General features: G+C 65.2%; 26 protein-coding genes. 18 read left to right on the top strand and 8 right to left on the bottom strand.

The annotated features are described in order from the left end of the window. The first annotated feature begins 312 nt into the window (after positions 1 to 312). The 9 genes from ACT6UX_RS10285 to ACT6UX_RS10245 all read left to right on the top strand — a co-directional run bounded on the left by ACT6UX_RS10285 (position 313) and on the right by ACT6UX_RS10245 (position 8,500). A complete protein-coding gene (locus ACT6UX_RS10285; protein WP_444775059.1) occupies positions 313 to 999 on the top strand; it encodes a TetR/AcrR family transcriptional regulator in 687 nt (228 codons plus the stop codon). A 107-nt stretch (positions 1,000 to 1,106) separates the two neighbouring features. Beyond that, complete coding sequence (locus ACT6UX_RS10280; protein ID WP_444775058.1) at positions 1,107 to 2,345, top strand: branched-chain amino acid ABC transporter substrate-binding protein; 1,239 nt, start codon at positions 1,107 to 1,109, stop codon at positions 2,343 to 2,345. 67 nt (positions 2,346 to 2,412) lie between these two features. After that, on the top strand, positions 2,413 to 3,360 hold the full coding sequence (locus tag ACT6UX_RS10275; RefSeq protein WP_444775057.1) for a branched-chain amino acid ABC transporter permease: 948 nt from the start codon (positions 2,413 to 2,415) through the stop codon (positions 3,358 to 3,360). After that, positions 3,357 to 4,634 carry a branched-chain amino acid ABC transporter permease gene (locus tag ACT6UX_RS10270; protein WP_444775056.1) on the top strand — a complete coding sequence of 426 codons (1,278 nt, stop codon included), beginning with the start codon at positions 3,357 to 3,359 and terminating at the stop codon, positions 4,632 to 4,634. Before ACT6UX_RS10275 ends, ACT6UX_RS10270 begins: the two co-directional genes overlap by 4 nt. Continuing rightward, on the top strand, positions 4,631 to 5,395 hold the full coding sequence (locus ACT6UX_RS10265; RefSeq protein WP_444775055.1) for an ABC transporter ATP-binding protein: 765 nt from the start codon (positions 4,631 to 4,633) through the stop codon (positions 5,393 to 5,395). Before ACT6UX_RS10270 ends, ACT6UX_RS10265 begins: the two co-directional genes overlap by 4 nt. Positions 5,396 to 5,408: 13 nt before the next feature. Further along, positions 5,409 to 6,104 carry an ABC transporter ATP-binding protein gene (locus ACT6UX_RS10260; protein WP_444775232.1) on the top strand — a complete coding sequence of 232 codons (696 nt, stop codon included), beginning with the start codon at positions 5,409 to 5,411 and terminating at the stop codon, positions 6,102 to 6,104. 164 nt (positions 6,105 to 6,268) lie between these two features. Beyond that, a complete protein-coding gene (locus tag ACT6UX_RS10255; protein ID WP_444775054.1) occupies positions 6,269 to 6,532 on the top strand; it encodes a hypothetical protein in 264 nt (87 codons plus the stop codon). Between the two features lie 188 nt (positions 6,533 to 6,720). Then, a complete protein-coding gene (locus tag ACT6UX_RS10250; protein WP_296332022.1) occupies positions 6,721 to 6,921 on the top strand; it encodes a cold-shock protein in 201 nt (66 codons plus the stop codon). A gap of 289 nt (positions 6,922 to 7,210) precedes the next feature. After that, entirely contained in the window at positions 7,211 to 8,500 is a 1,290-nt protein-coding gene (locus ACT6UX_RS10245) for a hypothetical protein (protein ID WP_444775053.1), read from the top strand. A gap of 20 nt (positions 8,501 to 8,520) precedes the next feature. Here the strand turns inward: ACT6UX_RS10245 and ACT6UX_RS10240 are convergent, their stop codons facing one another. Together ACT6UX_RS10240 and ACT6UX_RS10235 are read right to left on the bottom strand one after the other, a co-directional pair. Beyond that, positions 8,521 to 9,495, bottom strand: coding sequence for an SDR family oxidoreductase (locus tag ACT6UX_RS10240; protein WP_444775052.1), 975 nt, complete (start codon positions 9,493 to 9,495; stop codon positions 8,521 to 8,523). A 17-nt stretch (positions 9,496 to 9,512) separates the two neighbouring features. Then, positions 9,513 to 9,998, bottom strand: a complete 486-nt coding sequence (locus ACT6UX_RS10235) for a hypothetical protein (RefSeq protein WP_444775051.1) — start codon at positions 9,996 to 9,998, stop codon at positions 9,513 to 9,515. Positions 9,999 to 10,150: 152 nt separating this feature from the next. Here ACT6UX_RS10235 and bla point away from each other — a divergent pair, with 152 nt between their 5' ends. Continuing rightward, positions 10,151 to 11,008, top strand: a complete 858-nt coding sequence (gene bla, locus ACT6UX_RS10230; protein ID WP_444775050.1) for a class A beta-lactamase — start codon at positions 10,151 to 10,153, stop codon at positions 11,006 to 11,008. 10 nt (positions 11,009 to 11,018) lie between these two features. Here the strand turns inward: bla and ACT6UX_RS10225 are convergent, their stop codons facing one another. Continuing rightward, entirely contained in the window at positions 11,019 to 12,287 is a 1,269-nt protein-coding gene (locus ACT6UX_RS10225; RefSeq protein ID WP_444775049.1) for an MFS transporter, read from the bottom strand. Positions 12,288 to 12,358: 71 nt separating this feature from the next. On the opposite strand from ACT6UX_RS10225, the gene ACT6UX_RS10220 reads away from it, so the two are divergent. Then, positions 12,359 to 13,828 carry an MFS transporter gene (locus ACT6UX_RS10220; RefSeq protein WP_444775048.1) on the top strand — a complete coding sequence of 490 codons (1,470 nt, stop codon included), beginning with the start codon at positions 12,359 to 12,361 and terminating at the stop codon, positions 13,826 to 13,828. A gap of 3 nt (positions 13,829 to 13,831) precedes the next feature. Here the strand turns inward: ACT6UX_RS10220 and ACT6UX_RS10215 are convergent, their stop codons facing one another. Beyond that, positions 13,832 to 14,560, bottom strand: a complete 729-nt coding sequence (locus tag ACT6UX_RS10215) for a glutathione S-transferase N-terminal domain-containing protein (RefSeq protein WP_444775047.1) — start codon at positions 14,558 to 14,560, stop codon at positions 13,832 to 13,834. Between the two features lie 111 nt (positions 14,561 to 14,671). Between ACT6UX_RS10215 and ACT6UX_RS10210 the strand changes: the two genes are divergently transcribed. Then, complete coding sequence (locus tag ACT6UX_RS10210; RefSeq protein WP_444775046.1) at positions 14,672 to 16,981, top strand: xanthine dehydrogenase family protein molybdopterin-binding subunit; 2,310 nt, start codon at positions 14,672 to 14,674, stop codon at positions 16,979 to 16,981. Continuing rightward, positions 16,978 to 17,868, top strand: a complete 891-nt coding sequence (locus ACT6UX_RS10205) for a DMT family transporter (protein WP_444775045.1) — start codon at positions 16,978 to 16,980, stop codon at positions 17,866 to 17,868. The genes ACT6UX_RS10210 and ACT6UX_RS10205 overlap by 4 nt, the downstream gene beginning before the upstream one ends. On the opposite strand, the gene ACT6UX_RS10200 is transcribed toward ACT6UX_RS10205, so the two are convergent. After that, positions 17,865 to 19,469 (bottom strand): ABC transporter substrate-binding protein, encoded by a 1,605-nt coding sequence (locus ACT6UX_RS10200; RefSeq protein WP_444775044.1) that lies wholly within the window; start codon positions 19,467 to 19,469, stop codon positions 17,865 to 17,867. The two genes, ACT6UX_RS10205 and ACT6UX_RS10200, sit on opposite strands and share 4 nt — an antisense overlap. A 67-nt stretch (positions 19,470 to 19,536) precedes the next feature. Between ACT6UX_RS10200 and ACT6UX_RS10195 the strand changes: the two genes are divergently transcribed. The 4 genes from ACT6UX_RS10195 to ybaK all read left to right on the top strand — a co-directional run bounded on the left by ACT6UX_RS10195 (position 19,537) and on the right by ybaK (position 23,994). Beyond that, on the top strand, positions 19,537 to 20,844 hold the full coding sequence (locus ACT6UX_RS10195) for an amidase (protein ID WP_444775043.1): 1,308 nt from the start codon (positions 19,537 to 19,539) through the stop codon (positions 20,842 to 20,844). Continuing rightward, positions 20,841 to 22,109 carry an amidase gene (locus ACT6UX_RS10190; protein WP_444775042.1) on the top strand — a complete coding sequence of 423 codons (1,269 nt, stop codon included), beginning with the start codon at positions 20,841 to 20,843 and terminating at the stop codon, positions 22,107 to 22,109. The genes ACT6UX_RS10195 and ACT6UX_RS10190 overlap by 4 nt, the downstream gene beginning before the upstream one ends. A gap of 140 nt (positions 22,110 to 22,249) precedes the next feature. Next, on the top strand, positions 22,250 to 23,476 hold the full coding sequence (locus ACT6UX_RS10185) for a hydantoinase/carbamoylase family amidase (RefSeq protein ID WP_444775041.1): 1,227 nt from the start codon (positions 22,250 to 22,252) through the stop codon (positions 23,474 to 23,476). A 44-nt stretch (positions 23,477 to 23,520) separates the two neighbouring features. Next, entirely contained in the window at positions 23,521 to 23,994 is a 474-nt protein-coding gene (gene ybaK / locus ACT6UX_RS10180) for a Cys-tRNA(Pro) deacylase (protein WP_444775040.1), read from the top strand. An 8-nt stretch (positions 23,995 to 24,002) separates the two neighbouring features. Here ybaK and ACT6UX_RS10175 read toward each other — a convergent pair whose 3' ends face one another. Then, positions 24,003 to 24,812 carry a hypothetical protein gene (locus tag ACT6UX_RS10175; protein WP_444775039.1) on the bottom strand — a complete coding sequence of 270 codons (810 nt, stop codon included), beginning with the start codon at positions 24,810 to 24,812 and terminating at the stop codon, positions 24,003 to 24,005. Between the two features lie 95 nt (positions 24,813 to 24,907). Between ACT6UX_RS10175 and ACT6UX_RS10170 the strand changes: the two genes are divergently transcribed. Then, positions 24,908 to 25,294: a hypothetical protein gene (locus ACT6UX_RS10170; protein ID WP_444775038.1), complete on the top strand. Its 387-nt coding sequence runs from the start codon at positions 24,908 to 24,910 to the stop codon at positions 25,292 to 25,294. A gap of 28 nt (positions 25,295 to 25,322) precedes the next feature. On the opposite strand, the gene ACT6UX_RS10165 is transcribed toward ACT6UX_RS10170, so the two are convergent. Beyond that, positions 25,323 to 25,685: a DUF4189 domain-containing protein gene (locus tag ACT6UX_RS10165; protein WP_444775037.1), complete on the bottom strand. Its 363-nt coding sequence runs from the start codon at positions 25,683 to 25,685 to the stop codon at positions 25,323 to 25,325. Beyond that, entirely contained in the window at positions 25,682 to 26,422 is a 741-nt protein-coding gene (locus ACT6UX_RS10160; RefSeq protein ID WP_444775036.1) for an alpha/beta fold hydrolase, read from the bottom strand. Before ACT6UX_RS10160 ends, ACT6UX_RS10165 begins: the two co-directional genes overlap by 4 nt. Positions 26,423 to 26,430 lie beyond the last annotated feature (8 nt).

The following is a 26,430-nucleotide window of genomic DNA, read 5'->3' as shown; positions in this document are numbered from 1 at the left end:
CGCTTTCGTCGTGGGTTCCGCGCGTGAGGGTTTCGCGGAGTTCTTTGCCGATGCGACCAGTAGCGATCGCCCCGTCGAACTCTTCAATAGCCTTCATGAGGCGAGGAGGTGGTTGCTAGGCAATCTTATCGAAATGCCTGGGCAGCCGGTGGGCTGGACCGCGGGTAATACAAGCGAACGTCGGTGATTGGCTCGCCGGATGCGGCTGAAATCCATGCCGCGTGACCGGCAAGGGGGATCGCCACAGCTGTCCGAAATCGGATACTGATGCCGGAACTGGCGAGAGCCAGTGACCGATCGAAAGGCCTCAATTTGTCCACGGCAGTGAAACAGCGGCGCAGGAATTCGGCCAAGGCGGAGCAGCGTGCCGAGACAATCGAGCAGATACTCGATACTGCGGAATATCTCTTCTCGAAGCACGGCTTCTACGGCGTCACGCTGAAAGACGTGGCCAACAGCGTCGGGGTACACCACACGCTGATCAACTACTACTTCGAGGACAAGAGGAAGCTGTTCGAGGACGTGTTCGCACGGCGGGCCGTGGTGACGAGCGAGCGGCGTCTGAAGGCGCTCAACGACTATGAGGAGAAGGTCGGCGATTTGCCGACGGTGGAAGGCGCGTTGCGGGCATTCCTCGACACCGACCTCGATCTCTACACCGAGGGCGGCGAAGGCTGGAGCAACTACGGCGCGCTGGGTGCCCAGGTCGCAAGCACGCCCGAATGGGGTGCCCGGATGATGGACGAGCATTTCGATCCGGTGGTGCTGCGCCTGATCGGCCTGCTCAAGAAGGCCCTGCCGGAGTGCGCGGAGGAGGACATCTTCTGGGGCTACCACTTCGTGACCGGCGCGCTGATGCTGACGCTCGCGAAGACCGGCCGCATCGACAAACTGTCGGGAGGGCTTTGCCGGTCGGGCGACTACGCCGCCGTGAAGGAGCGCATGGCGACCTTCATGGCCGCCGGCTTCCTGTCGGTCTGTTCGCGCCGGAAACGCTAGCCAAGCCGAGGAGGGGAGCAGGTCGCGCTTGCGTCACACGCGTTAATTCACTAGTGAGTGAATGAATAAGCAAAACAAAAAACAACCACTAGGGAAGGAACGAGACCATGCGTGTGCGCAACGGGATTTCCATTCTTTTTGGCTTGGTGCTGGCGATTGCCGGCATGAGCGCGGCCTCGGCGCAGCAGACCATCAAGGTCGCCTATACAGACCCGCTCTCGGGTCCCTTCGCCCAGGTGGGCGACGCCAATCTGAAGCAGATGCAGTACATCATCGACTTCATCAACGCGAAGGGCGGCGCGCTCGGCAAGAAGTTCGAACTCGTGCCGTTCGACAACAAGTCGCAACCGTCGGATGCGCTGATCGCACTGAAGAGCGCGACCGACCAGAACATGCCGTTCATCATGCAGTGCAGCGGCTCCAACATTGCCGCCGCCCTGATCGACGGTGTGAACAAGCATAACGATCGCAATCCCGACAACCGCATCATCTACCTGAACTGCGGCGCGGTGGCGCCCGAGTTGACGAACGAGCAATGCAGCTTCTGGCATTTCCGCTTCGACCTGCATGCTGCGATGAAGGCCGAAGTGATGGTCCGCGCCCTGCCCAAGGACACGACCAAGGTCTATCTCATCAATCAGGATTACCTGTTCGGCCAGTCCGTGCAGCGCGAGCTCAAGACCTATCTCGCGAAGCTCCGGCCCGATGTTCAGATCGTCGGCGACGAGCTGATCCCGCTCGGCAAGATCAAGGACTTCTCGCCCTATATCACCAAGATCAAGGCTTCGGGCGCGCAGGCGCTGATGACGGGCAACTGGGGCCCCGACATGAACCTCCTGATCAAGGCCGGTATCGATGCCGGTGCCGACCTGCGCTACTATACTTTCTATGCCCATCTGGCCGGCGGCCCGACGGCGATCGGCGCCGCCGGCGAGAACCGGGTGCTGTCGGTAATGCCGTTCAGCGAGAACGTCTCGGTCGAGACCGGCAACAAGGAGGCCGAGGCCTTCACCAAGGGCTTCCGCGACAAGCACAAGTTCGACTTCACCTCGGCCGGCTTCCGCACGATCTTCGAGTATCTCCAAGCGGCGGTGAACAAGGCGGGGTCGCTCGACGCGACCAAGATCGCCTATGCGCTTGAAGGCATGTCGATCCGCGACTTTCTCGGCTTCGAGACCACGATGCGCAAGGCCGACCATCAGCTCATCGGCGAATACTTCGTGGGCACGTTCAAGAAGGGCGTGAAGTACGACGCCGAGGGCACTGGCCTCGGGTGGGCGACCGAGACGACGATCCTGGCCAAGGACATCGACCAGCCCAACAGCTGCAAGATGAAGCGCCCCTAGGCTCTGAACCCGGATGCCCGCTTTCCGATCGGGAAGCGGGCATCGCCCTTAGCGGCGGACAGGTTCGATGGAAGTTCTCGTCGTCTCACTCCTCAACGGTCTCGTCTACGGCATGCTGCTGTTCATGCTGGCGAGCGGGTTGACGCTCATCTTCAGCATGATGGGTGTGCTCAACTTCGCCCACGCCAGCGTCTATATGCTCGGCGCTTATTTCGCGTACACGATCAGTCTGTATGTCGGCTTCTGGCCGGCCCTCATCCTGGCGCCGCTGCTGTGCGGGCTGATCGGCGCCGCCATCGAGATGTGGGGGCTGCGGCGCGTCCATCGCCACGGCCATGTCGCCGAGCTGCTGCTGACCTTCGGCCTCGCCCTGATCATCGAAAAGGTCGTGCAGATGACCTGGGGCCTGCTGCCTGTCCCCTACCGGATTCCCGAGTTGCTCGATTTCCCGCTGTTCCGCGTCTACGGCACGCAATTTCCGGCCTATCGCGCCTTCATGCTGCTGATCTCGGCGCTGATGTTCGGCGCGATCTGGCTCGGCCTCAGGCGCACGCGCGTGGGCCTCGTGATCCAGGCGGCACTGACCCATCCGGAGATGGCTTCCGCGCTCGGGCACAACGTGCCGCGCATCTTCACTCTGGTCTTCGCTGCCGGCACTGCACTGGCCGGACTCGCCGGCGTCATCGGCGGCAATTATCAGGTCACCGAGCCCGCCATGGCCTTCACCATGGGGCCTATCGTGTTCGTCGTCGTGGTCTTCGGCGGCCTCGGCTCGCTGGCCGGGTGCTTCATCGCCTCGATCCTCATGGGGCTTGTCCAGACCTTCGCCGTCGTCTTCGATGTGTCGCTGGCTGATCTGCTGGCGAAGTTCGGCATCGCCGTCACTTCGAGCACGCCGTTTGCGGAGGTACTCAACGTGACGCTGCCGCGTGTCGGGGCGTTGCTGCCCTTCCTGCTGATGGTGCTGATCCTCGTGTTCCGCCCGCGTGGCCTGATGGGGACGCGCGACACATGACCCTGCTTCGCCGCAACTGGCCCTGGCTGCTGGCGCTCGTCGTGCTGCTGGCGTTTCCCTTCCTGTTCTACGACTGGACGAGGGGCCGCCATTCCGGCTTCGTGCTGACCCTGATGAGTGAGATCGGAGTCATGGCGATCTTCGCGCTTTCCTACAACATGCTGCTGGGTCAGGCCGGGCTTCTCTCCTTCGGCCATGCCGTGCTGTTCGGCCTCGGCGCCTATTGCGCGGCCCATACCGTCAATCTGGTCAAGGCAGGCACGATCTGGCTGCCGACCGAGCTGGTGCCCCTGGCCGGCGGACTGGGCGGACTTTTCTTCGGCTTCGTCCTGGGATGGCTCGTCACCAAGCAGCGCGCCACCGCCTTCGCAATGATAACGCTTGGCCTCGGTGAGCTCGTGTCCGCGGCCGCGCTCATGTTCATGGGCTTCTTCGGCGGTGAGAGCGGCATCACGATCAATCGTGTGATGGACACCAGCCTGCTTGGTGTCCGCTACACGTCGCCCTGGCAGGTCTACTGCCTCGTCCTCGCCTGGGCCTTCGTCGCTGCCGCCCTGATGAGGCTGCAGATGCAGACGCCGCTCGGCCGGATGGCGAACGCCACACGCGACAATTTCGAGCGGGCGCAGTTCGTCGGCTACGACCCGCGGCGGGTGCGATGGATGCAGTTCACCCTGGCGGGTTTCTTCGCCGGGATCGGTGGCGGCCTCTACGTGATGATCTACGAGATCGTCACCTTCGACACCGTCTCGGCGGTCAAGTCGGCCAACGCGCTGCTGGCCGTCTATATCGGCGGAGCGGGGGCCTTCTTTGGACCCGTGCTCGGCACCATCGTGGTCGTGCTGCTGCAGAGCGGTGTCAGCCTGCTCAGCAACGCCTGGCTTCTGTACGTCGGCGTGCTGTTCATCGTCATGGTGATGTACGCGCCCGTCGGACTCGCCGGGCTGCTCGGAATGCACGCGCCGATCTGGCGGGCTGGCAGGCTGCGCGAGCTGTTGCTGCCCTACCTGCGCGCGCTGCCGCCGGCCTTGATGCTCCTGCTGGGGTTCGTGCTGCTGGTCGAGCTCGCGTCCTTCACCACCATCGGGGCCGCGCAGGGCAAGCGATTCGCGATCGCCGGCCACGCCGTCGACACGGTGTCGCCCGTGCCGTGGGCGATCGCGGTCGCGGCCCTGGCCGTCGGCGCCCTCTGGCTGCACCGCGAAGCGCGCGCGCTCCGCGAGCGGTGGGATACGCTGATGGAAGATGCCAAGCGCCGGGCGGGTGCCCCATGATGGCGGGATCGAAGGATCTCGCCATCGAACTCAGCGACGTTCGCAAGAGTTTCGGCCCCACCGAGATCATCCGCGGCGTCAATCTCGGCATTGCCCGGGGGGAGCGCCATGCCGTGATCGGCCCGAACGGTGCCGGCAAGACGACGCTGTTCAATCTGATCTCCGGACGTTTTCCGATTAGTTCAGGCGCGATCAGAGTGAACGGCAAGTCCACCGCCGGCCTTGCTCCGCAGGAGATCAACCGGCTCGGCCTGTCGCGAAGCTTCCAGATCACCTCGATCTTCCCACGCATGACGGTGTTCGAGAACATTCGCTGCGGCCTGCTGTGGTCGCGCGGCTATCGCTACTCCTTCTGGCAGTTGCTGGGCGGGCAGAAGGCGTTGAATGCCGAGGCGGATCGGCTGCTCGACCGGCTCAATCTCGGCGACCGCCGGAACGTCCTGGCCGGGCTGCTCTCCTATGCCGAGCAGCGGGCGCTCGAGATCGGCATCACCATCGCGGGCGGTGCCGATATCATCCTGCTCGACGAACCCACCGCCGGCATGAGCCACAGCGAGACGGATGCCGCCGTCGAGCTCATCCACGGCGTGTCGGAGGGCAAGACGCTGCTCATGGTTGAGCACGACATGAGCGTGGTCTTCGGTCTCGCCGACCGCATCACCGTTCTGGTCTATGGCGAGGTCATTGCCTCCGATACGCCGGCCGCCATCCGCGGCAATGCCGCCGTGCAAGAGGCCTATCTCGGGACGATTGCGACATGAGGGCGATGCCATGATGCTCGAGGTGCGCGACCTGCATGCACTGTATGGCAAGAGCCACATACTGCAGGGCGTCGACCTCGCGGTCGACGAAGGCGAGATCGTGAGCCTGCTGGGCCGCAACGGCGTCGGCCGCTCGACCACCTGCAAGGCGATCATGGGGCTGGTGCCGCCGGTCGGGCAGATCAGTTTCAAGGGGCAGTCGATCGCCGGCCTGAGGCCGGACCAGATCGCCCATGCCGGGGTAGGCTATGTGCCCGAGGATCGCCAGGTATTCCCCGGCCTGACGGTGAAGCAGAATCTGGAACTCGGGCTCAAGCGCGCCGGCGTATTCGGACGCTGGACCTTCGATGACGTCTTCTCGCTCTTTCCCAATCTCGGCAACCGGCAGGACAATCCGGCCGGCGTGCTATCGGGCGGCGAGCAGCAGATGCTCACCATGTGCCGCACGCTGATGGGCGATCCCGATCTCGTGATTATCGACGAGCCGACCGAAGGTCTGGCGCCCAGGCTGGTGGAGCAGGTCGGCCGCTTGCTTGACGAGATCGCGCGGCGTGGCACGGCGATCCTTCTGGTCGAGCAGAAGCTCACCATCGCGCTCAAGATTTCCCACCGGCTCTACGTCATGGGGCATGGCCGGATTGTCTTCAGCGGCTCTCCCCCTGAACTCCAGGCCGATACGGCGATCCGCAAGGAGTGGCTGGAGGTCTGAAGTGCGATACGGTCGCGGATTGCGCGTACATCGCTTTTTCGTGAACGGCTTTCGCGTGGCGGACAAAGCCGGAGAGCGCCTATTGTCGCTCGAGGCGGCGGCGCGTATCGCGGCGTCGCGCCGAGCCTGTTTTTGGCTCGCCAATTCTAGTGAGCATCCGATCGATGACACGACTGACAGCTTTTGTACTCTTCTCGTCGCTTCTCGCCTGCAATGCCGCGGCACAAACTGACGATGCCGCCTATTGCAAGAAGCTCGGAGACTACGCGACCCGCTATTTGGGCGATGCTGGCGGTAATGGCGGGACGCGACCGGACTTCGACATTCTCGAAGGGATCGCCAAGTGCAACAAGGGCGACACGGCAGGCGGCATTGCGATTCTCGAAAAGAAAATTCGCAGTAAGGGATTTACTCCGCCATCTCGTTGAGTCTCGATCGTAGGATAGGACGAACGGCAGCGCATATGAGGCCGGTCGGCGACCATAAAGAGGCGCTTTCAAGGCAACTCGGGATTGTCTTCTCCTTGCCGGTGGACAGGCGATGGTCAGACGGGGTGAAATGTTGCTATCGTAACGACGGCACAGATTTCGCGCCGGAACGTAAGGACACTAACCAAATGGCTTCAGGTACCGTTAAGTGGTTCAATGCCACCAAAGGATTCGGATTCATCCAGCCCGACACGGGCGGCAAGGATGTTTTCGTCCATATCAGCGCGGTCGAGCGGGCCGGGCTCAACGGCCTGAATGAAGGTCAGAAGATCAGCTACGAGGTTCAGGTCGAGCGCGGCAAGGAAGCCGCGGTGAACCTCAAGGCCTGAGCACACGTTTCTCCTGCGTGGCCGGCGGCTTCTCGGAAGCTTGCATCAGCGGCACCGGAGAAACAAAAGAAACCATTGCGCGCTCGTTGTTTGAGGAGCGCGATGCTAACGGATAAGGCTCCAGTCACCGTCATTGCGGGGACTGGAGCCTTTTCTCGTTGGGCTCGGTGGTATCGTGCAAGCGTTGGCCCGTGTTGCGAGTGGAGACCGGAGTGTCGGCAGGCCGCCGACATCGCTCGACGCGGTGTGTGCGTGGTCTGGGGCGCAAGAAGCCGCGCGCAGGACGCTCATGCGAATCGTGCTGGCCATTCTCGTCTTGACGGTCATCTGCATCGCACCGGTTCCCGGGACGGGGGAGCTGCGAGCGGCAACGATCGTTTCTCTCACGGCCTCCGCCCCGACGACGCTGTTCTCCCGAACCGTCGCCGTCGAAAGCCCGAGGCTGCGCCTGACGGGCATGATCGAGTCCGGCGATGCGGAGAGGCTGCGCGAGTTGCTAGACAAGCTCAGGGAGCTGGCACCGCAGAGGCCCGGAATGCCGCTGGCGACGATCGAGCTGAGCAGTGTCGGTGGCGATCTGTCCGAGGGGGTCCGGATCGGTGAGTTGCTGAAGAATTACAGGGTCGTCGCGGTCGTCCGCAAGCAGGACCTCTGCCTCTCGGCCTGTGCCCTCGCCCTTCTGGGCGGGAACACCGTCCGCACCGGCGGGGCCTATCCGTTCGATTGCAACGTCGAGGTCGGTGGCAAGGTCGCCTTCCATAACTTCTTCCTTGATCGCAGCCACCTGAGGCGTCTGACCTCCGACGATCCGATCGCGAGCCGCCTCCAGGGGTTCGCCGATGGGCGCAGCGGCGCCGCCATGCTGATCAAATATGCCGCCGACATGGGGCTGCCGCCGTCCTTCGCCGCCAACCTGATGGCGAGGCCGGTCGAGGAGTTCCAGTATGTCGAGACGATCGGCGAGTTCCTCGCGCTCAATCTCTGCCCGATCGGTCTCGAACGGCCACGACTGCCGCTGTCGCATCAGGCTGCTAACGTTTGCAACAACTCCCTGGCGACGCCGGCGCCCCTGTCTTCCGTGATCGTGGGCCAGATCGAGCCGCCGCGGGTCCGGCAGTACATGCTCGAGCGCGTCCAGGACGGGCTGAACGCGGCCAGGGCACGGGGCAAACTCGCGGACCAACTCGCCACCTGGTCCGTGATGCGCTCGAAGGAAGAGGTCGAGAGGCTCTATGACGATCTCCGCGCCGCGGGCGTCGCCTTGCCCGAGATCGTGGGACAGACATTCGAGGTGGCGGTCAACGAGGCGGGCCGTGTACGCGCGGCCTGCTATGTCAGCCTGTCGTCCACCGATCCGGATCGATACGAGGTCGTGCTGCAGGGAACACGTGGCCTCACCGAGGCAGTCCGCAAGCCGCCGGCGAATGCGCGCCGCCTGTTCCTGTACGACCGCCAGGCCGTGGCCAACCGACGCCCGCCATCCGACGACGCGGAGCGTGTGGCGATCGACATCGAGGATCGGCAAACGTCGCCGCTTGGCTCCCGCCAGCTTCCAACACGTGACGCGTTGCGGCGGTAGTATCGGGCGGGGCGGCGGGCTCAGCGGCCGCCGACGACCCAACCCGTTTCCTTTGTGAAGGCCTTGAAGAACTCCGTCTCGTAGGCCTGTTCCGGCGTCTCGCGCACGAGGCTGTCGATGCGCTCGGCATCGCGCCCGACCAGGATGCGCCAGCGTTCGTTGCGCACGCCGTCGAGGATGATCGTCGCCGCCTCGGCCGCTGTGGTCGGCGCTTCCTCGAGGAAACGCCGTGCGCGCTCCGCGATCATCCGCCGGACGTCGTCGTCCGAAAGGTTGGTGGCATCAATGCCCATCGAAGCGATGCGCGCCCGCGCGAGGCCGACCTCGTGCGCCGTGATCTCGTCGGTCTGGTTGCCGCTCTGCAGCTTGCGCGAGTTGGCGATGATCGATGTGCCGATATGGCCGGGCATCACCACCGAGCACTTGATGTGCGGGGCATTGAGGCGCAGGTCGGTGATGAGCGCCTCGGTGAAGCCCTTCACGGCGAACTTGGCTGCGGCATAGGCGGTCTGAGGGATGTTGGGGGCGATGTAGGCCCAGAAGCCGTTCACGCTCGACGTATTGATGATATGGCCCGCGTCGGCGCGCTTCAGCATCGGCATGAACGCCCGCGTGCTGAGATAGACGCCGCCCCAGCAGATGTTGAACGTGCGCTCCCATTCGTCGCGCTCGTTGACGAGGAAGCTGCCGCCGCCGCCGATGCCGGCATTGTTGAAGAGGAGATGGATGCGGTCGCTCTCCTGCTGCTCGGCCACCTCGTCGCGAAAGCGCAGCACCTGTGGCTCATCGGAAACGTCGGCGATATGCGCCGTGATTCGCTGGCCCTGGCTGAGGCCAGTCGCCTCGCAGAGCCGCTTGGTCTCGGCCATCGCGCCGGCCGACACATCGCCCAGCGCAATGTTGCAGCCTTCGGCCGCAAGCTGCCGTGCGAGTTCGCGACCCATGCCCGTGCCGCCACCAGTGATGACGGCGATCCTTCCCGCGAAGTCCTTCATGTCGTTTCCTCGATTGTTCAAGCGGGACGAAAGCGCTTCAAGACCAGGAAGCCCAGAAGGATGAAGCCCAGCAGCACGACGCCCTGCGTCACGGCGAAGGGCGGTTCGGCGCCGGTTGGTGCGAATCTGTTCAGGAAGCCGATCTTCTGGAAGGACTGCACGACCAGGACGAACACATTGAGATAGAAAGCGAACAGGGCGCTTGCGACGTAGACCCAGCGCCACGCGCCGGCGAGGCGGCCGACATAGAGTGCAAGCAGGGCAATCGCGAGCGCAACCGACGAAATGATTCCAACGCCGATCGCGGGCGTGAACGCTGTGATGGGAAAGAGGAACCCGGTCACCGTCGTCAGCACAGTGAAGAGCAGGAAAACCGAGTTCCAGGTATCCAGCCGGCGTCCCTCCAGCATGCGCGCGCACGCGACGGCGCCCGCCGCGATGGCGACCAGGCTGATGACGACGTGCACAAGGGTGAAGGTCGCGATCGACATTCCGAGAACCATACATGTCTCCTGGGCTTTGTGGCGGTGCTGAGGAGATGCGCCATCTCGAGGCGGATCAGGTCACCACTTTAGCGCAACCAGGCACGGGCGACAGGCCGGTTGCTGCCACATTCGCCCCATACCGACGCAGCGGCTTCAACAAGGAGATACACGTGCCCGCTTCGATCGCCCGCCGCACGGTTCTGGTCGCGCCGCTTCTGTCCCTGCCGGCTTTCGCCGACGATCCCGTGTCGGCGCTGCGAGAACTCGAGCGGCGCAACGGCGGCCGCCTCGGTGTGGCGCTGCTCGACACCGCAAGCGACCGCCACCTCGCTTATCGGGGCGACGAGCGTTTCCCGATGTGCAGCACCTTCAAGTTCCTGGCGGCGGCCCTGATGCTGGCCCGCGTCGATCGCGGCGAGGAGAAGCTCGCCCGCCGCATCGTCTTCGCCGAAAGCGATCTCATACCGTACTCACCCGCGACCAAGGAGCATGTCGGTGCGGGCGGCATGACGGTCGATGCGATCTGCGCGGCGGCGGTAACCCTCAGCGACAACACCGCGGGGAACCTGATGCTCGCGAGCTTCGGCGGTCCTGCGGGATTGACGGCCTTCGCACGTGCACTGGGCGATACGGTGACGCGCCTCGACCGCATCGAGCCCGAGCTGAACGAGGGCACGCCGGGCGATCCGCGAGATACGACTTCGCCGCTGGCCATGCTGGGCACGATGCAGAAGCTTGTTGCTGGCGACGTCCTGTCAGCCGCTTCGCGCCAACGCCTGATCGGCTGGTTGGTCGCGAACAAGACGGGCGGCAAGCGGCTGAGGGCCGGAGTGCCGACCGCGTGGCGCGTTGGCGACAAGACGGGCACCGGTGGCAACGGCAGCGCCAACGACATCGCGGTGGCCTGGCCACCCGGCCGCGCGCCGATTTTCATCACGACCTACTACACAGGCTCCACGATCTCCGACGAGGCGCGCAGTGCGGTGATCGCTGAAGCCGGCCGCATCGTGACGGCCGGTCTTGCTTGATAGGCCCCGATCAGGCCGGCAGCTTCGGCGCGCTCGGGTGTTTGGGCAGGAAGGCCGTGAGTAGTCCCAGCAGCAGCAGGAAGGGTGTCACCTTGTAGACGGCCTCGATGCCGGCATGGTCGGCGATCTCGCCCAGCGCCGCAGCGCCGAGGCCGCCCAGGCCGAACGAAACGCCGAAGAACATGCCGGCGACCAGCCCGACCCGACCGGGCAGGAGTTCCTGTGCGTAAACCAGGATGGCGGAGAAGGCCGATGCCATGATGATCGCCACCGTGACCGCGAGGATGCCGGTCCAGAACAGGTTGGCATAGGGCAGCATCAGCGCGAAGGGCAGGGCGCCCAGGATCGAAAACCACATGACCGGGATACGGCCGACCCTGTCGCCCACGAGGCCGCCCATGATTGTGCCGACCACGATGCCGACCAGGAAGGCGAAGAGGAAGAGCTGCGCGGTCTGCACTTCCACACCGAACTTCTGGATCAGATAGAAGGTGAAGTAGGAGCCGAGGCTGGCGCTGTAGACGTTCTTGGAGAAGAGCAGCGCCACCAGGATCCCTACGGCGACCCCGACCTTGGCCTTCGACAGGGTCACGTGACCGGCGGCCGCGGCGGTCTTGCGCGTCCCCGGCTTCTGGCTGGCGCGGTTGGCCTTGTACCAGTGACCAATCTGGAAGAGCACGATCATCGCGACAAGCGCGGCGGCCGAGAACCACACGATGCTGCGCTGGCCCGCGGGCACGACGATGAAGGCCGCCAGCAGCGGTCCTGCGGCCGATCCCATGTTGCCGCCGACCTGGAACAGCGACTGGGCGAGACCATAGCGCCCGCCGGCGGCCATGCGCGCGACCCGCGAGGCCTCGGGGTGGAAGACGGAGGAGCCCATGCCGATCAGCGCGGCCGCGAACAGGATCAACGGATATGAATTCGCCTGCGACATCAGCAGGAGGCCGACCAGGGTGAAACCCATACCGACCATGAGGGAATAGGGCTGAGGCTTCTTATCGGTGTACAGGCCGACGACCGGCTGCAGCATCGACGCCGTGCATTGGAAGGCCAGGGTAATGAACCCGATCTGACCGAATGACAGTGCGTATGAATCCTTGAGGATCGGATACAGCGCAGGCACCAGCGACTGCATCATGTCGTTGAGCAGGTGGCAGAAGCTCAAGGAGAGGATGACGGCAAAAGTCGTGTTGTTGGCGGAGGCGGTGCCGGAAGGGGCCGGGGCCGCGGGGGCAGAAACGGGCGCTACGCCGGCTGCCATCGTATTGTCGGACATCGTGTAATTCTAGGCGTCGGTACTCGCCATCGCCACCACCGCCCGGGCAGACCAGCCTTGCGGCGGCGTTGATGGCCAACACATTTGAACTTTCGCGATGCTTATGCGTTGCATCGGCTGTGCGCACCGACGTCCCCGCCCGCCTCGACCGACTCCCATGGAGCCGTTTCCATCGGCTCGTCGTCGTGGCATTGGGCATCACTTGGATTCTCGACGGCCTGGAAGTCACCTTGGCGGGCTCCGTCGCGGCGGCGCTGCAGACGAGCCCGCGCCTGCAACTGACGGCCGAGCAGGTCGGCCTGACGGGCAGCGCCTATCTCGCAGGTGCGGTGCTGGGCTCGCTGTTCTTCGGGCATCTCACCGATCGGCTGGGCCGCAAGAAGCTCTTCAACGTCACTCTGGGCGTCTATCTCGTCGCGACGGCGGCCACCGCCTTTTCGTGGGACTTCTACAGCTTCCTGTTCTTCCGCTTCCTGACCGGCGCGGGCATCGGCGGCGAGTATTCGGCCATAAATTCCGCGATTCAGGAACTTATTCCGGCACGGCTGCGGGGTCGCATCGATCTCGCGATCAACGGCAGCTTCTGGATCGGTGCGGCCGGCGGCGCGCTGCTGTCGGTCTGGCTGCTGGATCCCAACGTTCTCGACCCCGACATGGGCTGGCGCGTCGCCTTCGGCAGCGGCGCCGTGCTGGGGCTCGTCATCCTCTATCTAAGGCGCTTCCTGCCGGAGAGCCCGCGCTGGCTGATGATCCATGGCAAGCCGCGCGAGGCGGAGGGCGTCGTCGAGGAGATCGAGGCTCGGGTGGAAGCCGAGACGGGCCGGAAACTGGAGCCGGTGACGCGGTGGCTGACGCTCGGCGATCCGCACAAGACAACGATGGTCTCCGTCGCGCGAACCCTGCTCAAGCACTATCGCAGCCGCACGATCCTCGGCCTGGTGCTGATGGCCTCGCAGGCCTTCGTCTACAACGCGATCTTCTTCACCTACGCGCTGATCCTGACCAATTTCTACAATGTGCCGGGCGACAAGGTCGGCCTCTACATCCTGCCCTTCGCCATCGGCAACTTCCTCGGGCCGTTGCTGCTGGGGCCGCTCTTCGACACGCTTGGGCGCCGGCAGATGATCACGGCCACCTATGCGATCTCGGGCGTGCTGCTGGCGGTCACGGGCTGGATGTTCGATGCCGGCCATCTCGACGCCACGACCCAGACGGCCATGTGGAGCCTCGTCTTCTTCTTCGCCTCGGCGGCAGCGAGTGCCGCCTATCTCACGGTTGGCGAATGCTTCCCGCTCGAGATACGGGCGCTCACCATCGCCTTGTTCTATGCTTTCGGTACCTTGATCGGCGGAGTCGGCGGGCCGTGGCTGTTCGGGGTGCTGATCGCCGGCGGCAGCTCGACCGAGATCATGTGGGGCTACCTGCTGGGCGCCGCGCTGATGATCGCGGCGGCACTGGTGACCCTGAAACTTGGCGTTTCGGCGGAGCGCAAGTCGCTGGAGGAGGTGGCACCGCCCCTCTCCAGCGAGCAGCGCCTGTAGAGATTACGCCGCGCGCACCGGGCGGGCGCGCTGGTTATAGAGCATCTTGCGGATACGCTCCTGCTCCTCGGGCGGGAGCTTCTCGCGATCGACCGAGAAGTCGGCACCGACCGCCATGCCCTTCTCGACGGCGGGACGCGCTCCGAGTTCCTCGAACCAGCGTTTGAAGTAGGGGAATTCCTCTATCTCCTGGCCCTGGAACTTCCAGTTCACCGTCCACGGGTAACAGATCATGTCGGCGATCGTGTATTGGTCGCCCGCCAGGTACCTGCGCTTGTAGAGGCGGTTGTTCAGCACGCCGTACAGCCGGTTCACCTCATCGGTGAAACGCCTGATCGCATAGCTCTGGTCGCCTTCCTTGGCCTGATCGACACGCCGGAAGTGGCCGCACTCGCCGCTCTTCGGTCCCTGATTGGCCATCTGCCAGATCAGCCATTCGTTCACCTCGTGCTTGGTGCGCAGGTCCTGCGGGTAGAACTTCCCGGCCTTCTCGGCGATGTACATCATGATGGCGCCGGACTCGAAGACGACCAGCGGCTTGCCGCCATCGGCAGGCGACGTGTCGACCATCACCGGCATGCGGTGATTGGGATTCATCTCGAGGAAGGCATCGGTGAACTGGTCTCCCTGTCCGATGTTCACCGGCACGATCTTGTAGGGCAGGCCACATTCCTCGAGCAGGATGGTGACCTTCTTGCCATTGGGCGTCGGCCAGTAGTGTAGATCGATCATGGGATTTCTCCGAAAGGCTGGATGTGAGCCAAGGGACGGGAGCCTCCGCCCGTCGTTGCGACCCGTCAATGGTGTATGGTCGTCACAAGCGAACGGTTCGGGAGAGACCACGTGGTGGATGGAAGCCAGGACACGAGATCGATACGACGCCTCGAGGACGCGCGGTTCCTCACCGGTCGCGGCCGGTATGTCGACGACATTGCCGAGCCTGAAGCGCTGCATGGCTACGTGCTGCGCTCGTTGCATGCTCATGCCCTGATCGCTTCTATCGACGTTTCGCCGGCGGTCTCGATGGCGGGCGTGCATCTCGTTGCGACGGGGGACGACCTGGCGGTAGACGGGTTGGGCCTCATGCCCTGCCTCACTGCCGTGAAACCGTTGATCGTACCGCCGCGTCCGGCGCTGGCAGCGGGCCGGGTCCGTCACGTCGGTGATCCGGTCTGCTTCGTGGTGGCCGACAGTGCAGAGCTGGCGCGCGAGGCGGCGGAGCGGATCGCGATCGCCTATGAGCCGCTGCCTTCGGTCGTCGATGGTCGCGCGGCATTGGCAGAGGGCGCGCCGTCCCTGTGGGACGAGGCACCCGGCAATCTTGCCTATCATGTGCAGCGCGGCGACCATGCCGCTGTCGCCGAGGCAATGAAGGACGCCGCGCACATCGTCGAGGTCGACGTGACGAACAATCGCGTCATCGTCGTGCCGCTCGAGCCGCGTGCGGGGATCGCACGCTACGATGCCGCCACCGACACGATGGATCTTGAACTGACGGGGCAAGGCCTGCACGGCATCCGCCGCCAGCTCGCTGAGTTCATCTTCAAGGTGGCGCCCGAGCAGATCCAGCTGCACGCGCCCGATGTCGGCGGCGGCTTCGGGATGAAGAACTTTCTCTATCCCGAGTGGATCCTGCTTCTGTGGGCGGCGCGCCGCCTGAAGCGCCCGGTGCGGTGGGTCGCCAACCGCGCCGAGGACTTCGTGATGGGGGCGCAAGGTCGGGACATCGAGGCGACGGCGCGGATCGCGCTCGACCCGACAGGCCGTATCCTCGCGCTCGACGTGGCGATGGTCGCCAACCTCGGCGCCTATCTGTCGGCCAACGGGCCCGGCGCGTCCGTAGTCGCCGCCTCGACGGCGCAGGGCGGCGTCTACGACATTCCCGCGATCGCCGTCGATGTGCGCGGCGCCTTCACCAACACGGTGCCGGTCGATGCCTATCGCGGTGCGGGCAAGCCCGAGGCCAACTACATCGTCGAACGCGCCATCGAGGCCGCGGCGCGGGTGCTCGGCCGGAATCCTGCGGCGCTACGGCGGCAGAACCTGATCGCCTCGTTCCCGCACCGGACCGCAATGGGCATGGCAATCGACTCCGGCGGCTTCGTGGCCAATCTCGATACCGCGGTGGCGCGCGCCCCGGGTTTCGAGGCGAGGCGCGCTGAGTCGCGCACGCGAGGCCGTCTGCGCGGTCTCGGCGTTGCCTGCTTCCTCGAAACCTCGCGCGGCGCACCGAACGAAGGCGCGGAAGTGCGCTTCGAGCCGGACGGCAGCGTGACCATCGCGGTCGGCACCGAGTCGAACGGGCAGGGACACGAGACGTCGTTCGCCCAGATCGCCTCGCGGCATCTCGGCCTGTCCATCGAGACATTCCGCTACGTCCAGGCCGACACACGTGCCGTGAGGAGCGGTGCAGGCCATGGCGGGGCGCGCTCGATGCACATGGGCGGTGCGGCGCTGGTCAAGGCCATGGAGGCAGCTCTTGCGAAAGCGCGCCGGCTGGCGGCCCATCTCTTGCAAGCGAGCGAGCATGAGCTCGATTACGAAGAAGGGCGTTTCACGGTGCACGGCAGCGATCGCGCCGTCGATCTCGCGACGCTGGCCGGCAGCGCGCAGGATGCGGCGAACCTGCCCGAAGGCATGTCGCCCGGGCTCGGCGAGCACGTCTTGAACATCACCGACGTCTTCACCTTCCCGAGCGGCTGTCATGTCGCCGAGGTCGAGATCGACCCCGAGACCGGCGCGACCGACCTGCTACGCTACACCGCGGTCGACGATTACGGTCGCCTGATCAACCCGATGCTAACCGAGGGCCAGGTGCAGGGCGGCCTCGCGCAGGGAATCGGCCAGGCCTTGGTGGAGCACACGGTCTACGATGCGCAGTCCGGTCAGCTCCTCAGCGGCTCGCTGATGGACTACACGCTGCCGCGTGCGGCCGACTTGCCCTTCTTCGACATCGAGCTGGTGGAGCGGCCGACCGATGCCAATCCGCTCGGCGTAAAGGGCTCCGGCCAAGCGGGCTGCATCGGTGCTCCACAGACGGTGATGGCCGCCGTCTTGGACGCGCTGCGGCCGGCAGGCGTCGAGCGTCTTGAGATGCCGGCGACGCCGGCGCGCGTCTGGGAGGCGCTGCAAGCCGCGAAGCCGGGGCATTGAAGCAACCGGCGGCCCAGCCAGCGCGTGCCGGCCAGCGCATCCTGGCTGGCATTCTCTTCATGTGCGGCGCTGGTCTGCTGTTTCCGATCATGAGCGGCTTCGCGAAGATTCTCGGCGCGGACTACAACACGCTGCAGATCTCCTGGGCACGGGCCTTCGGGCACATCGTGTTCATGTTGATCTTCTTCGTGCCCCGTTTCGGGCTTGGCATGCTCCGCACTCGCCGGATCGGCACGCAGCTCCTGCGCTCGCTGATGCTGTTCACCTCGAACGTCGCGAGCTTCCTCGCCATCGTCTACATCCCGCTCGGCAAGGCGGCGGCGATCACCATGATGGCGCCGCTGCTGGTGCTGCCGCTCGCCTGGCTCGTTTTGGGAGAGCGGGCTGCGCGCAGCCATATCGGGGCGCTCGTGGTTGGCTTCGTGGGCATGCTGATCCTGATCCAGCCGGGCAGCGCCGTCTTCCAGTGGGCGGCATTGCTCTCGCTGCTGAGTGCGTGTTGTTACGCGGTCTATCAGGTGCTGACGCGCCTCATCTCCGCCATCGACACGCCGGAAACCTCGGCCATCTACAGCTCGATCGTGGGCAGCTTCGGCATGCTGCTGGTTCTGCCCTTCGTCTGGAAGACGCCGCACGGTGCTCGCGACATCATCTTCTTCTGCAGCCTCGGCGTGCTCGGCGCCATGGGCCACTATTTCGTGGCTCGGGCGCTTGCCTATGCGCCGGCCAACATCGTGGCGCCGTTCCAGTACATGCAGCTCATCGGCTCGGTGGTCGTGGGCTACCTCTTCTTCGGCGATTTCCCGGATTTCGTGGGCTGGGTCGGCGCCGCGATCATCGTCGGCGCCGGCCTCTATATCGGCTGGTCGCAGCGCAAGCCGGGTTAGCCCACGGTGACGGGTGAGAAGTCGACGTACCAGCTCTTGGGATGGACGTAGCCCATCACCTTGGACGAGATCGCGTTCGGCCAGACATCATGGACGAACCAGACGAACACGGCCTCGTCCACCATGCGGGTGTTGATCTTCGCCAGCACCTTGTCGAGGGCCGCCGGATCTGAGGTGCTGCGCGCTTCGGCGGCGAGCTTGTCGAACTCCGGATCGTTGATGTAGCCCCAGTTCGAGCCCTTGGGCGGAACCTGCTGGCTGTCGACGAAGCGCATGAAGGCGTTGTGCGGGTCCATCGTGTTCCAGCTGACGTTGATGGCGCTGAACGTGGCCGCCTCGGGCGCCTTGGCCCCCTGGCGCATGAAGTTCAGCAGGGCATTCCAGTCCATCACCTGGAACTCGAGTTCGACGCCGACCTCGGCAAACTGCTGCTGAATGAACTCGTTCATGATCAACGGGTACATCTGACCCGAGCCGGAGGTCGAGATCGCCACCTTCATCTTGAGCTTCTTCTGCGGTCCGTAGCCTGCCTCGGCCAGCAGCTTCTTCGATTCTGCCGGATCGTAGCGGATCTTGAAGGTCGGGTTGCCGAACCACGGATGGTCGGCCGGCACGCAGCCGACGGCAGGGGCGGCGAGGCCGTTCAGCAGCTTCACCATTGCGTCGCGATCGATTGCGAGGTTCAGCGCCTTGCGGACGCGAATGTCTGCGGTCGGCGCGCCCGGCAGCATGCTGAGCGTATAGGGCCACATGTGCGGGATCGCATTCGTCTCGATCTTGCAGCCGCCGGCGCGCAGCTTGTCGAGTGAATCGGGTGCGGGCGCCTCGATCCAGTCGACCCGGCCCGACAGCAGGGCCGCCGTGCGGGTCGAGACGTCGGGGATCGGCAGTAGCACCATGCGCTCGGTCTTGGGCAGACGCTCCTTGTTCCAATAGTCGTTGTTGCGCTCCAACTCGGCACGCTCGCGCGGCGTCCACGACTTCATTTTCCACGGGCCGGTGCCCGATGGCGACTTGCGATAGGCCTGCCAGTCGCGGCCGACCTTCTCGAAGTTGGCCGGGCTCGAGATCGGGAAGCGGTTGAGCAGCGAGGGCATGATCGTGTCGACGCCCTTGGTCTGAAGCTCGACCTTGTAATCGTCGATCTTGCGATACCCGACCAGCGGCCACAGGGCCGCGAGCAGCACGCTGCGCCCGACGCGGTCGAAGACCGGCGACTTGTCGTTCAGCGCGCGATCGATGCTGAAGATCACCGCGTCGGCATTGAAGTCCGATCCGTCGTGGAACTTCACGCCCCGGCGCAGTTCGAAGATCCATTTCGTGGGATCGGCCGGGTCCTGGTACCACTTGGTCGCGAGGCCGGGCACCAGCTTCGCTGGTGCCGTCGCGGACGACAGATCCCAGGCGACCAGTGGGTCGTACATCGTGTAGCCCATGAAGCGGATGCCTTCGGTGCCCTGGTCGGGCGCGCCGTCGGTCGCCGGAATGTCTGCGAGCGTCATGGCGATCCGCAGGGTCGAGGCCTGCTGAGCCTTGGCCGAACTCGAGCCGATGAAGGGAAGGGCAGTGCCGGCAAGAAGCGCGGCGCGGCGGGTGAGCATGCAAAACCTCCGTGGTTCCGTTGCGCGAAGCACGAAGCGAGCCACGGCGCGGGACGCTGGACGCGGCATGGTTCTTGCTGTTTTGCTGGCGATCATGGCCGCGCTCAACACGCTCACCGCTACCGAACTCGCGCAACGACTGGACGGCGGGACGGCAACCGCCGAGGCGATCGTGCGCGATCATCTCGAACGCATCGACGAGCGCGACGCCGCCGTGCTCGCCTGGTCGCATCTCGCGCGCGAGGCTGCCCTGCAAACCGCCAGAGTGCTCGATCGCGGACCACGCAAGGGCCTGCTGCACGGCATCCCGATGGGGGTGAAGGACATCATCGATTCCTTCGACCAACCGACGACCTATGGCTCACCGATTTACCGCACACACCAGCCGCTGGCCGATGCCGCGACCGTGGCGCTGGCGCGCGACGCCGGTGCCATCCTGCTCGGCAAGACGGTGACCACGGAGTTCGCCAATCGCCATCCCGGCCCGACGAAGAACCCGTACAATCCGGCGCATACGCCCGGGGGGTCCTCGTCCGGCTCGGCGGCCGCCGTCGCGGACTTCCAGAGCGTGCTCGGGACCGGTACGCAGACCGGCGGTTCGGTGATCCGTCCCGCCGCCTTCTGCGGCATCGTCGGCTACAAGCCGAGCTACGGGCATTTTGCGCCGGCCGGTATGAAAGCAAACACGGAGTGGCTCGACACGATCGGCGCCTATGCGCGCAGCGTCGAGGACATTGCCCTCTTCCGGGCAGCCCTCCTGGCGATTCCCTACCTGCCGATCGCGAAGGTCGGGCGACCGCCGCGGATCGCCGTTGCCTTTACGCATCATCGCGATGAACTCTCGCCCGAAGGCACCCAGGCCGTGAACGATGCGGCTGCGGCGTTCGCCCGGGCCGGCGCCCAAGTGACGGAGATCGAACTGCCGGCGCCGGTGCGCGACATGACCCAAGGCCAGAAGACCCTGTCAGCTTTCGATGGACCACGCGCCCATGCCGACGAGGCGCGGCGCTTTCCCGGGCTGCTGAGCGACAGCCTGAGGAGGGACAAGCTCGAGGCCGGGTCGAAGATCGACTATGCCACCTGGGTCGCTGCCCGCAAGCTGGGCGAGACCGGCCGTGCCGCTGTCGATGTGTTGTTCGACGAGATCGACGTCATCCTGACGGCGCCGGCCAAGGGCGAGGCACCGCTCGGTCTCGGCCACACCGGCGAGGCAACCTTCAACCTGCTCTGGACCTATCTCTGGATGCCGTGCGTGACCTTGCCCTTGACCAAGGGGCCGACGGACCTGCCGGTCGGCGTGCAACTGGTCGGTCGCCAGCACGAGGATGCGGGCCTGCTCGACATCGCGGCCTGGGCGCAGAGCGTGCTGTCATGAGGGAGATCACCGCCGTCGAAGCCGTGACCGCCATCGAGGCCGGTACGCTGACCGCAGAGAAACTGGTGCGCGGCTGTCTCAACCGCATCGCCCAGCGTGACGGGATCGTGAAAGCCTGGGCCCATATCGATCCCGATCAGGCCATCGCACAAGCCAAGGCCGCCGATGCGGCAAGCGGCGGCCTGTTGCGCGGCATTCCGATCGGCGTGAAGGACATCATCGACACCTACGACATGCCGACCGGCCACAACTCGCCGATCTTCGAGGGCAAGGTGCCGTTCGGCGATGCGGCCTGCGTGGCGCTCTGCCGGACCGCCAACGCCGTCATCATGGGCAAGACGGTGACGACCGAGTTCGCCAATCGTCATGCCGGCGCCACCACGAACCCGCATGATCACGGGCATACGCCGGGCGGCTCGTCGTCCGGGTCGGCCGCGGCGGTGGCCGACGGCCATGTGCCGCTGGCCTTCGGCACGCAGACCGGCGGATCCGTGATCCGGCCGGCCGCCTATTGCGGCGTGGTCGGATACAAGCCGACTTTCGGCGACTTCAGCCGCGTCGGTATCAAGATGCAATGTCACTCGGTCGATACGCTTGGCCTGATGGCGCGCACGCTCGACGATATCGCGCTGTTCCGCGCGGCCGTGCTGAAACTGCCGCCGGTTGGCATCGATCGAACCATCGGCCGGCCGCGCATTGGCGTCTGCCGTTCGCCAGTCTGGGACAAAGCCGAACCGGAGACCAAGGCGCTGATCGAGGAGACGGCGACGCGGCTCTCGGACAAGGGCGCCTCCGTGGTCGACGTGGCCTTTGCCACCCCCTTTGGCGACATCATCGACGATCATGCCGCGATCACTGGTTTCGAGAGCGTGCGCAACTATGCCGACGAGCGGCTGCGCAATCCCGACAAGATGAGCGACGAGCTGATGAACGGCCCGATGAAGCGCGGCCTTGCCGTGTCCTTCGAGCGCTACGTAGCCGCGCAACGCAAGGCCACGGCCTTCAAGGCGCATGTCGATTCGATGTTCGAGAAGGTCGACCTTCTCCTGACGCCCAGTGCCCCCGGCGAGGCGCCAAAGGGGATCGCCTTCACGGGTGATCCGATCTTCAACTCGATCTGGACGCTCGCGGGCACGCCCTGCGTGACCCTGCCGGCCGGCACCGGTCCGCGGGGCCTGCCGCTCGGCGTCCAACTCGTCGGCCAGCGTCACGCGGACGACCGGCTGCTTTCCCTTGCCGCGTGGGTCGCGGCGCACTTGAACTGATGAATACGCAAATCCTGATCCTGAGGAGCGGCCCCGAGAGCCGTGTCTCGAAGGATGAGATCCCGCACCACGTTTGTTGCCCATCCTTCGAGACGCATCGCTGCGCGATGCTCCTCTGGATGAGGAAGGGGAGGTAGAGAATGCCCACGATCAACGGTGAACGACTGCTCGGCGACCTGCGGCGCATTGCCGATTTCGGCCGCTACCAGACCGGCGTGCATCGTCCGCATCTCTCGCCGCAGGACGTCGAGAGCCGGCACTGGCTCGTGGCCCGTATGAAGGAAGCGGGCCTCGAACCGGTGATCGACGGTATCGGCACCGTGATCGGCAAGAGTCCCAAGACCGGTCCGCGCATTCTGATCGGCTCGCATTCGGACACTCAGCCGCGCGGCGGCTGGCTCGACGGCGTCATGGGCGTGATCTATGGGCTCGAAGTGGCGCGGGCGCTGGCGGAAGATCCGGAGACGGCGCATCTCGCCGTCGACGTCGCCTCGTGGGCCGACGAAGAAGGCCATTGGGGCCAGATGACCGGGAGCCGCTCCTTCATCGGCATCTTCTCCGAGGCCGACATCGACAAGGCCAAGCACCGCGACGAGGGCACGCCGATGCGCGAGGCGCTGAAGGCGGCCGGCCTCGAAGGTGTTCCGCGCGAGCATCTGGAGGAGGGCAGGTATCGAGGCTATCTCGAAGCGCATATCGAGCAGGGCGGCCTGCTGGAAGCGGGCGAGAAGCACATCGGGATCGTGACCGCGATCGTCGGCATCATGCAGTTCCGCCTGACTTTCAGCGGCATCCAGAACCATGCCGGCACCACGCCCATGCCGATCCGCAAGGATGCAGGCGTGGCCATGATGCGGCTCTACAACGACGTAATGGACAAGTTCCCCGCCGTTGCCGGTCCGCGTAGCGTGTGGACGGTGGGAAAGATGGTGCTGGAGCCAGGCGCGCCGGCGATCGTTCCCGGCCGGGCCGAAATGATCCTGCAGTTCCGCGACGCCGACCAGAAGATACTGCAGGGTTTCGAGGCGAAGCTGATGGGGATCGTGGCCGATCACCAGAAGAGCAGTCCCTGCACCGTCGAATGCGTGAACCTGTCGCGTACCCAGCCGCTGCTGATGGACGAGCGCTTCCTCGAGGCGATCGAGGACGCGGCCGCCGTTCATGCGCCGGACAAGCATGTGCGCATGCCGTCGGGCGCGGGCCACGATGCGCAGGTGATCGGGCTCAAGATGCCGGCAGCCATGATGTTCGTGCCCTCGATCGGCGGCATCTCGCATCACTTCACCGAGAACACGCATGACGCCGACATCGTGCTGGGATGCCAGGTCTTCGCTGACGCCACGGCGAAAATTCTGAAGGGAAACTGACGAACGACGGCGCTATCCTGTTTCTCGTCGAGCGAGGAGCAGGGATGTCGAAAGTCACGCGCGCCACGAGGGTGCTGGAGCAGGCGAGGGTCGCCTTCGCCGTCCACACCTACGACTACGATCCCGATGCCGACAAGGTCGGGCTCCAGGCGGCCGAGGCTCTGGGCGAGGAACCACAGCGTGTGCTCAAGACGCTGATGACCCTGGTCGATAGCAAGCCCGCCTGCGTGATCGTGCCGTCGGACCGCGAGGTCTCGATGAAGAAGCTTGCGGCCGCTTTCAAGGGAAAGTCAGCCGAGATGATGAAGCCGGCCGATGCCGAACGGATAACCGGTTACAAGGTCGGCGGCATCAGCCCGTTCGGGCAGATGCGGCCGACGCGGACCGTGATCGAGGCGGAGGCGATGACGCACGAACTCGTCTATATCAACGGCGGCCAGCGCGGCCTGCAGGTCAGGCTGTCGCCGCAGGACGCCGTTGCCCTCCTGAAGGCTGTCGTGGCCTCCGTCGTGGCTTAGCCGGCTTTCTACTGCGCAGCCGCGAGATAGCGGGCGAGGCCGCCCGCCCGGTCGGCGGGCAGTTTGGAGGGGGTACCGTTCAGACGAATGCCTAGTTCGCAGGCTTCCTCGGGCGAGAGCTTCGCGAGGTTCTGCAGCTGCTCGAAATCTCCCGCCGTGAGGCCAGCCTCCACGAGCAGCTCACGCGCCTCGGTGTCGTTCGGCACCGGCGGCGGCGCGGCCGCGCCCGAGGTCAGGGCGGCCCGCCCTGAGCGATAGGCCTTTTCCATGGCCGTCAGCATCTGGCGCATGAGGTGCTGGCCCTGGGAATCGAGCCGGTCGGCGCGCTGGATGCCGATCAGCGCCAACTCACGGCAGGCCGCGACGTTGGTGCCGCGCAGATGCCGCATCAGGGCGACGCGTGCGGCCAGCACGCCTTCGGCATCCGCAGCGTCGGTCGCCCGCAGGGCCGGCACGATGTAGGCAGCACGCAGTTCCCTCATCAATACGAGGGGCCGCGGCGGGCCCTCCGTCGTTGGATTGCGCAACTCCTCCTTCAGCGTGGCGCGCAAGCGTGCCTCGGAGTCGGGCACGTCGGCCAGCACCAGCCCGACGAGGGGCAGCGTACGAGCCTCCGTCATCGCATTTTCCACCATCTGGGCATCGTCGCCGGTCAGCGCCTCGAGCCCATAGACTGCGCCGGCGGCGGCGAGCGCGCCGGCGACCGTGGCCGCTGCCGAACGGATCAATCGCTGCCGGGAAGAGACATTCCGGCCGAACAGGTAGAGGGCGCCGCCGGCCACCACGGCGACGACGACGATGACGGCGATTTTCTCCACCACGCGACTCCTGTTTCCACGAACGACCTGACATGGTAAGCGCGCCACTCTGCCGCATGGATGCGGTGGAATGTGGGCAGCCTGGGCCTTAATCCATGCCGATCCATGTCGATGTGTTCCATCCAAACCGGTTGGTGATCGCCGTCGTCCGCGGTGCGTTCACCGCTGACGACGTTCGCGACGCGGTCACCCAGGTCCTGGCCAGCGGCGTCGTGCACTATCGCAAGCTGATCGATATTGCCTCGCCCTCAACCCCGATGGACAAGGCAGGAGCCCAGGCGATGGCCAATCTCGTCCTGGCGCAGAACGACGACAGACCGCGTGGACCCCTGGCGTTCGTCGTCAGCCCCGGGCAGGCGGCCGAGAATGCCGAGCTCTTCGCGAAACTGACCGAAGGCAAGCGCATCGTGAAAGTTTTCCAGAATCTCCACGAGGCGCGGAAATGGCTCGACGAGCAGTCGGGACCGGTGGGGCTGCGCTGATCTCCCTGGGGCCGGACAGTCCAGCCGCCTATTCGAAGCAGCGTGCGCTGCGGACCGTGCAGGAGTTGCTGGGGACCCGCGCGTTGCACTCGTTCCAGGCAGACTGTTCGGCGTCCTGTTTCGCGGGAGCTGCGCCGTAACCCGAGGCCTGTCCGTTGTCGCTGTGCGCGTAGGCGATACAGCGCTGCGGCGCGGCCATCCGGATCCTGCACTCGAGCGGGCCGCACTCGGCCAAGGCCGAGGTCTCGGCGGCCTCGCGTGTCGCCATGCCGACCGAAACGCCGAACAGACGTTCGTTGTCGGTCGCGACGGCACCCCAGACTTCCTGAGCCTGGGCCGTCGCGGTCGTCGTGAGCAGGGTCACGAGAAGGATCGTGAGTTTCTTCATCATTGTGTGTTCTTTTCGAGAAACGAGCGAACGCGGTCAATCGACTCCTGCAGGAACTTCGGTCCCCGCCAGTCCTTCTGGACGTCGATGTTCGGTGCGAGAGCCGCGATCTCGTCGCTGGTGGGGGCGGGATGCGGCTTGTCGGTGCCTGGCTGCAGCAGCAGCGGCGTCTTGCAGGCCTTCACGAAGTCACGCGGGACGGAGAAGACGAAGTCCGGCCCGAACATGTTCTGGCCGAAGCTCCTGAGCGTCTCTTCCGTGACAGACGGGTCGCGTGCCCGCACGGTCGCGCTGTAGCCTTTCACGGCCTCGTCCCAGGTGTCGCGGTTCTTCCACAGTCCGATCGGGTTCTGCAGAACCGCCGCCGCGACGCGGTCGGGCGCCTGTTCGATCGCCTCGAAACAGTAGCTGCCGCCGATGCAGCCGCCCATCACGGCGAAGCGTCCGAAGCCCAGATGGTCCATCAGCGCCAGGTGATCGGCGGCGAACGTGTGCCAGCCATGGTCGGGCTTTACGCCGGCCACCGACTTGCCGGCATTGCGCTGGTCCATCGAGATGACGGTGAACTTGTCGGCCAGCGCACTCCGCGGGTCCATCCAGGGGCGCGGCGCGCCGTCGGCGCCGGGCCCCCAGAACTCGATCGAAGAGCGCAGGCCACCCGGCGCGTAGAGCAGGAGCGGAAATCCGCTACCATGGACCTCATAGTGGATCTCGGCATCGGGCCGCTTCAGGACCGGCATGCACTCGC

This window comes from Reyranella sp. (assembly GCF_052439685.1).
GTDB lineage: Bacteria > Pseudomonadota > Alphaproteobacteria > Reyranellales > Reyranellaceae > Reyranella.
The sequence above is the reverse complement of the archived record's forward strand: the minus strand, read 5'-3'. Positions and strand labels throughout refer to the sequence as shown.

What these genes read in the sequence shown, in the direction of transcription:
- ACT6UX_RS10280 (WP_444775058.1), top strand. Translation starts at nt 1,107, where the DNA reads ATGCGTGTGCGCAACGGGATTTCCATTCTTTTTGGCTTGGTGCTGGCG.
- ACT6UX_RS10275 (WP_444775057.1), top strand. Translation starts at nt 2,413, where the DNA reads ATGGAAGTTCTCGTCGTCTCACTCCTCAACGGTCTCGTCTACGGCATG.
- ACT6UX_RS10270 (WP_444775056.1), top strand. Translation starts at nt 3,357, where the DNA reads ATGACCCTGCTTCGCCGCAACTGGCCCTGGCTGCTGGCGCTCGTCGTG.
- ACT6UX_RS10265 (WP_444775055.1), top strand. Translation starts at nt 4,631, where the DNA reads ATGATGGCGGGATCGAAGGATCTCGCCATCGAACTCAGCGACGTTCGC.
- ACT6UX_RS10260 (WP_444775232.1), top strand. Translation starts at nt 5,409, where the DNA reads ATGCTCGAGGTGCGCGACCTGCATGCACTGTATGGCAAGAGCCACATA.
- ACT6UX_RS10255 (WP_444775054.1), top strand. Translation starts at nt 6,269, where the DNA reads ATGACACGACTGACAGCTTTTGTACTCTTCTCGTCGCTTCTCGCCTGC.
- ACT6UX_RS10250 (WP_296332022.1), top strand. Translation starts at nt 6,721, where the DNA reads ATGGCTTCAGGTACCGTTAAGTGGTTCAATGCCACCAAAGGATTCGGA.
- ACT6UX_RS10245 (WP_444775053.1), top strand. Translation starts at nt 7,211, where the DNA reads ATGCGAATCGTGCTGGCCATTCTCGTCTTGACGGTCATCTGCATCGCA.
- ACT6UX_RS10240 (WP_444775052.1), bottom strand. Translation starts at nt 9,495, where the DNA reads ATGAAGGACTTCGCGGGAAGGATCGCCGTCATCACTGGTGGCGGCACG.
- ACT6UX_RS10235 (WP_444775051.1), bottom strand. Translation starts at nt 9,998, where the DNA reads ATGGTTCTCGGAATGTCGATCGCGACCTTCACCCTTGTGCACGTCGTC.
- ACT6UX_RS10225 (WP_444775049.1), bottom strand. Translation starts at nt 12,287, where the DNA reads ATGTCCGACAATACGATGGCAGCCGGCGTAGCGCCCGTTTCTGCCCCC.
- ACT6UX_RS10220 (WP_444775048.1), top strand. Translation starts at nt 12,359, where the DNA reads ATGGCCAACACATTTGAACTTTCGCGATGCTTATGCGTTGCATCGGCT.
- ACT6UX_RS10215 (WP_444775047.1), bottom strand. Translation starts at nt 14,560, where the DNA reads ATGATCGATCTACACTACTGGCCGACGCCCAATGGCAAGAAGGTCACC.
- ACT6UX_RS10200 (WP_444775044.1), bottom strand. Translation starts at nt 19,469, where the DNA reads ATGCTCACCCGCCGCGCCGCGCTTCTTGCCGGCACTGCCCTTCCCTTC.
- ACT6UX_RS10195 (WP_444775043.1), top strand. Translation starts at nt 19,537, where the DNA reads ATGGTTCTTGCTGTTTTGCTGGCGATCATGGCCGCGCTCAACACGCTC.
- ACT6UX_RS10190 (WP_444775042.1), top strand. Translation starts at nt 20,841, where the DNA reads ATGAGGGAGATCACCGCCGTCGAAGCCGTGACCGCCATCGAGGCCGGT.
- ACT6UX_RS10185 (WP_444775041.1), top strand. Translation starts at nt 22,250, where the DNA reads ATGCCCACGATCAACGGTGAACGACTGCTCGGCGACCTGCGGCGCATT.
- ybaK (WP_444775040.1), top strand. Translation starts at nt 23,521, where the DNA reads ATGTCGAAAGTCACGCGCGCCACGAGGGTGCTGGAGCAGGCGAGGGTC.
- ACT6UX_RS10170 (WP_444775038.1), top strand. Translation starts at nt 24,908, where the DNA reads ATGCCGATCCATGTCGATGTGTTCCATCCAAACCGGTTGGTGATCGCC.
- ACT6UX_RS10165 (WP_444775037.1), bottom strand. Translation starts at nt 25,685, where the DNA reads ATGATGAAGAAACTCACGATCCTTCTCGTGACCCTGCTCACGACGACC.
- ACT6UX_RS10160 (WP_444775036.1), bottom strand. Translation starts at nt 26,422, where the DNA reads ATGCCGGTCCTGAAGCGGCCCGATGCCGAGATCCACTATGAGGTCCAT.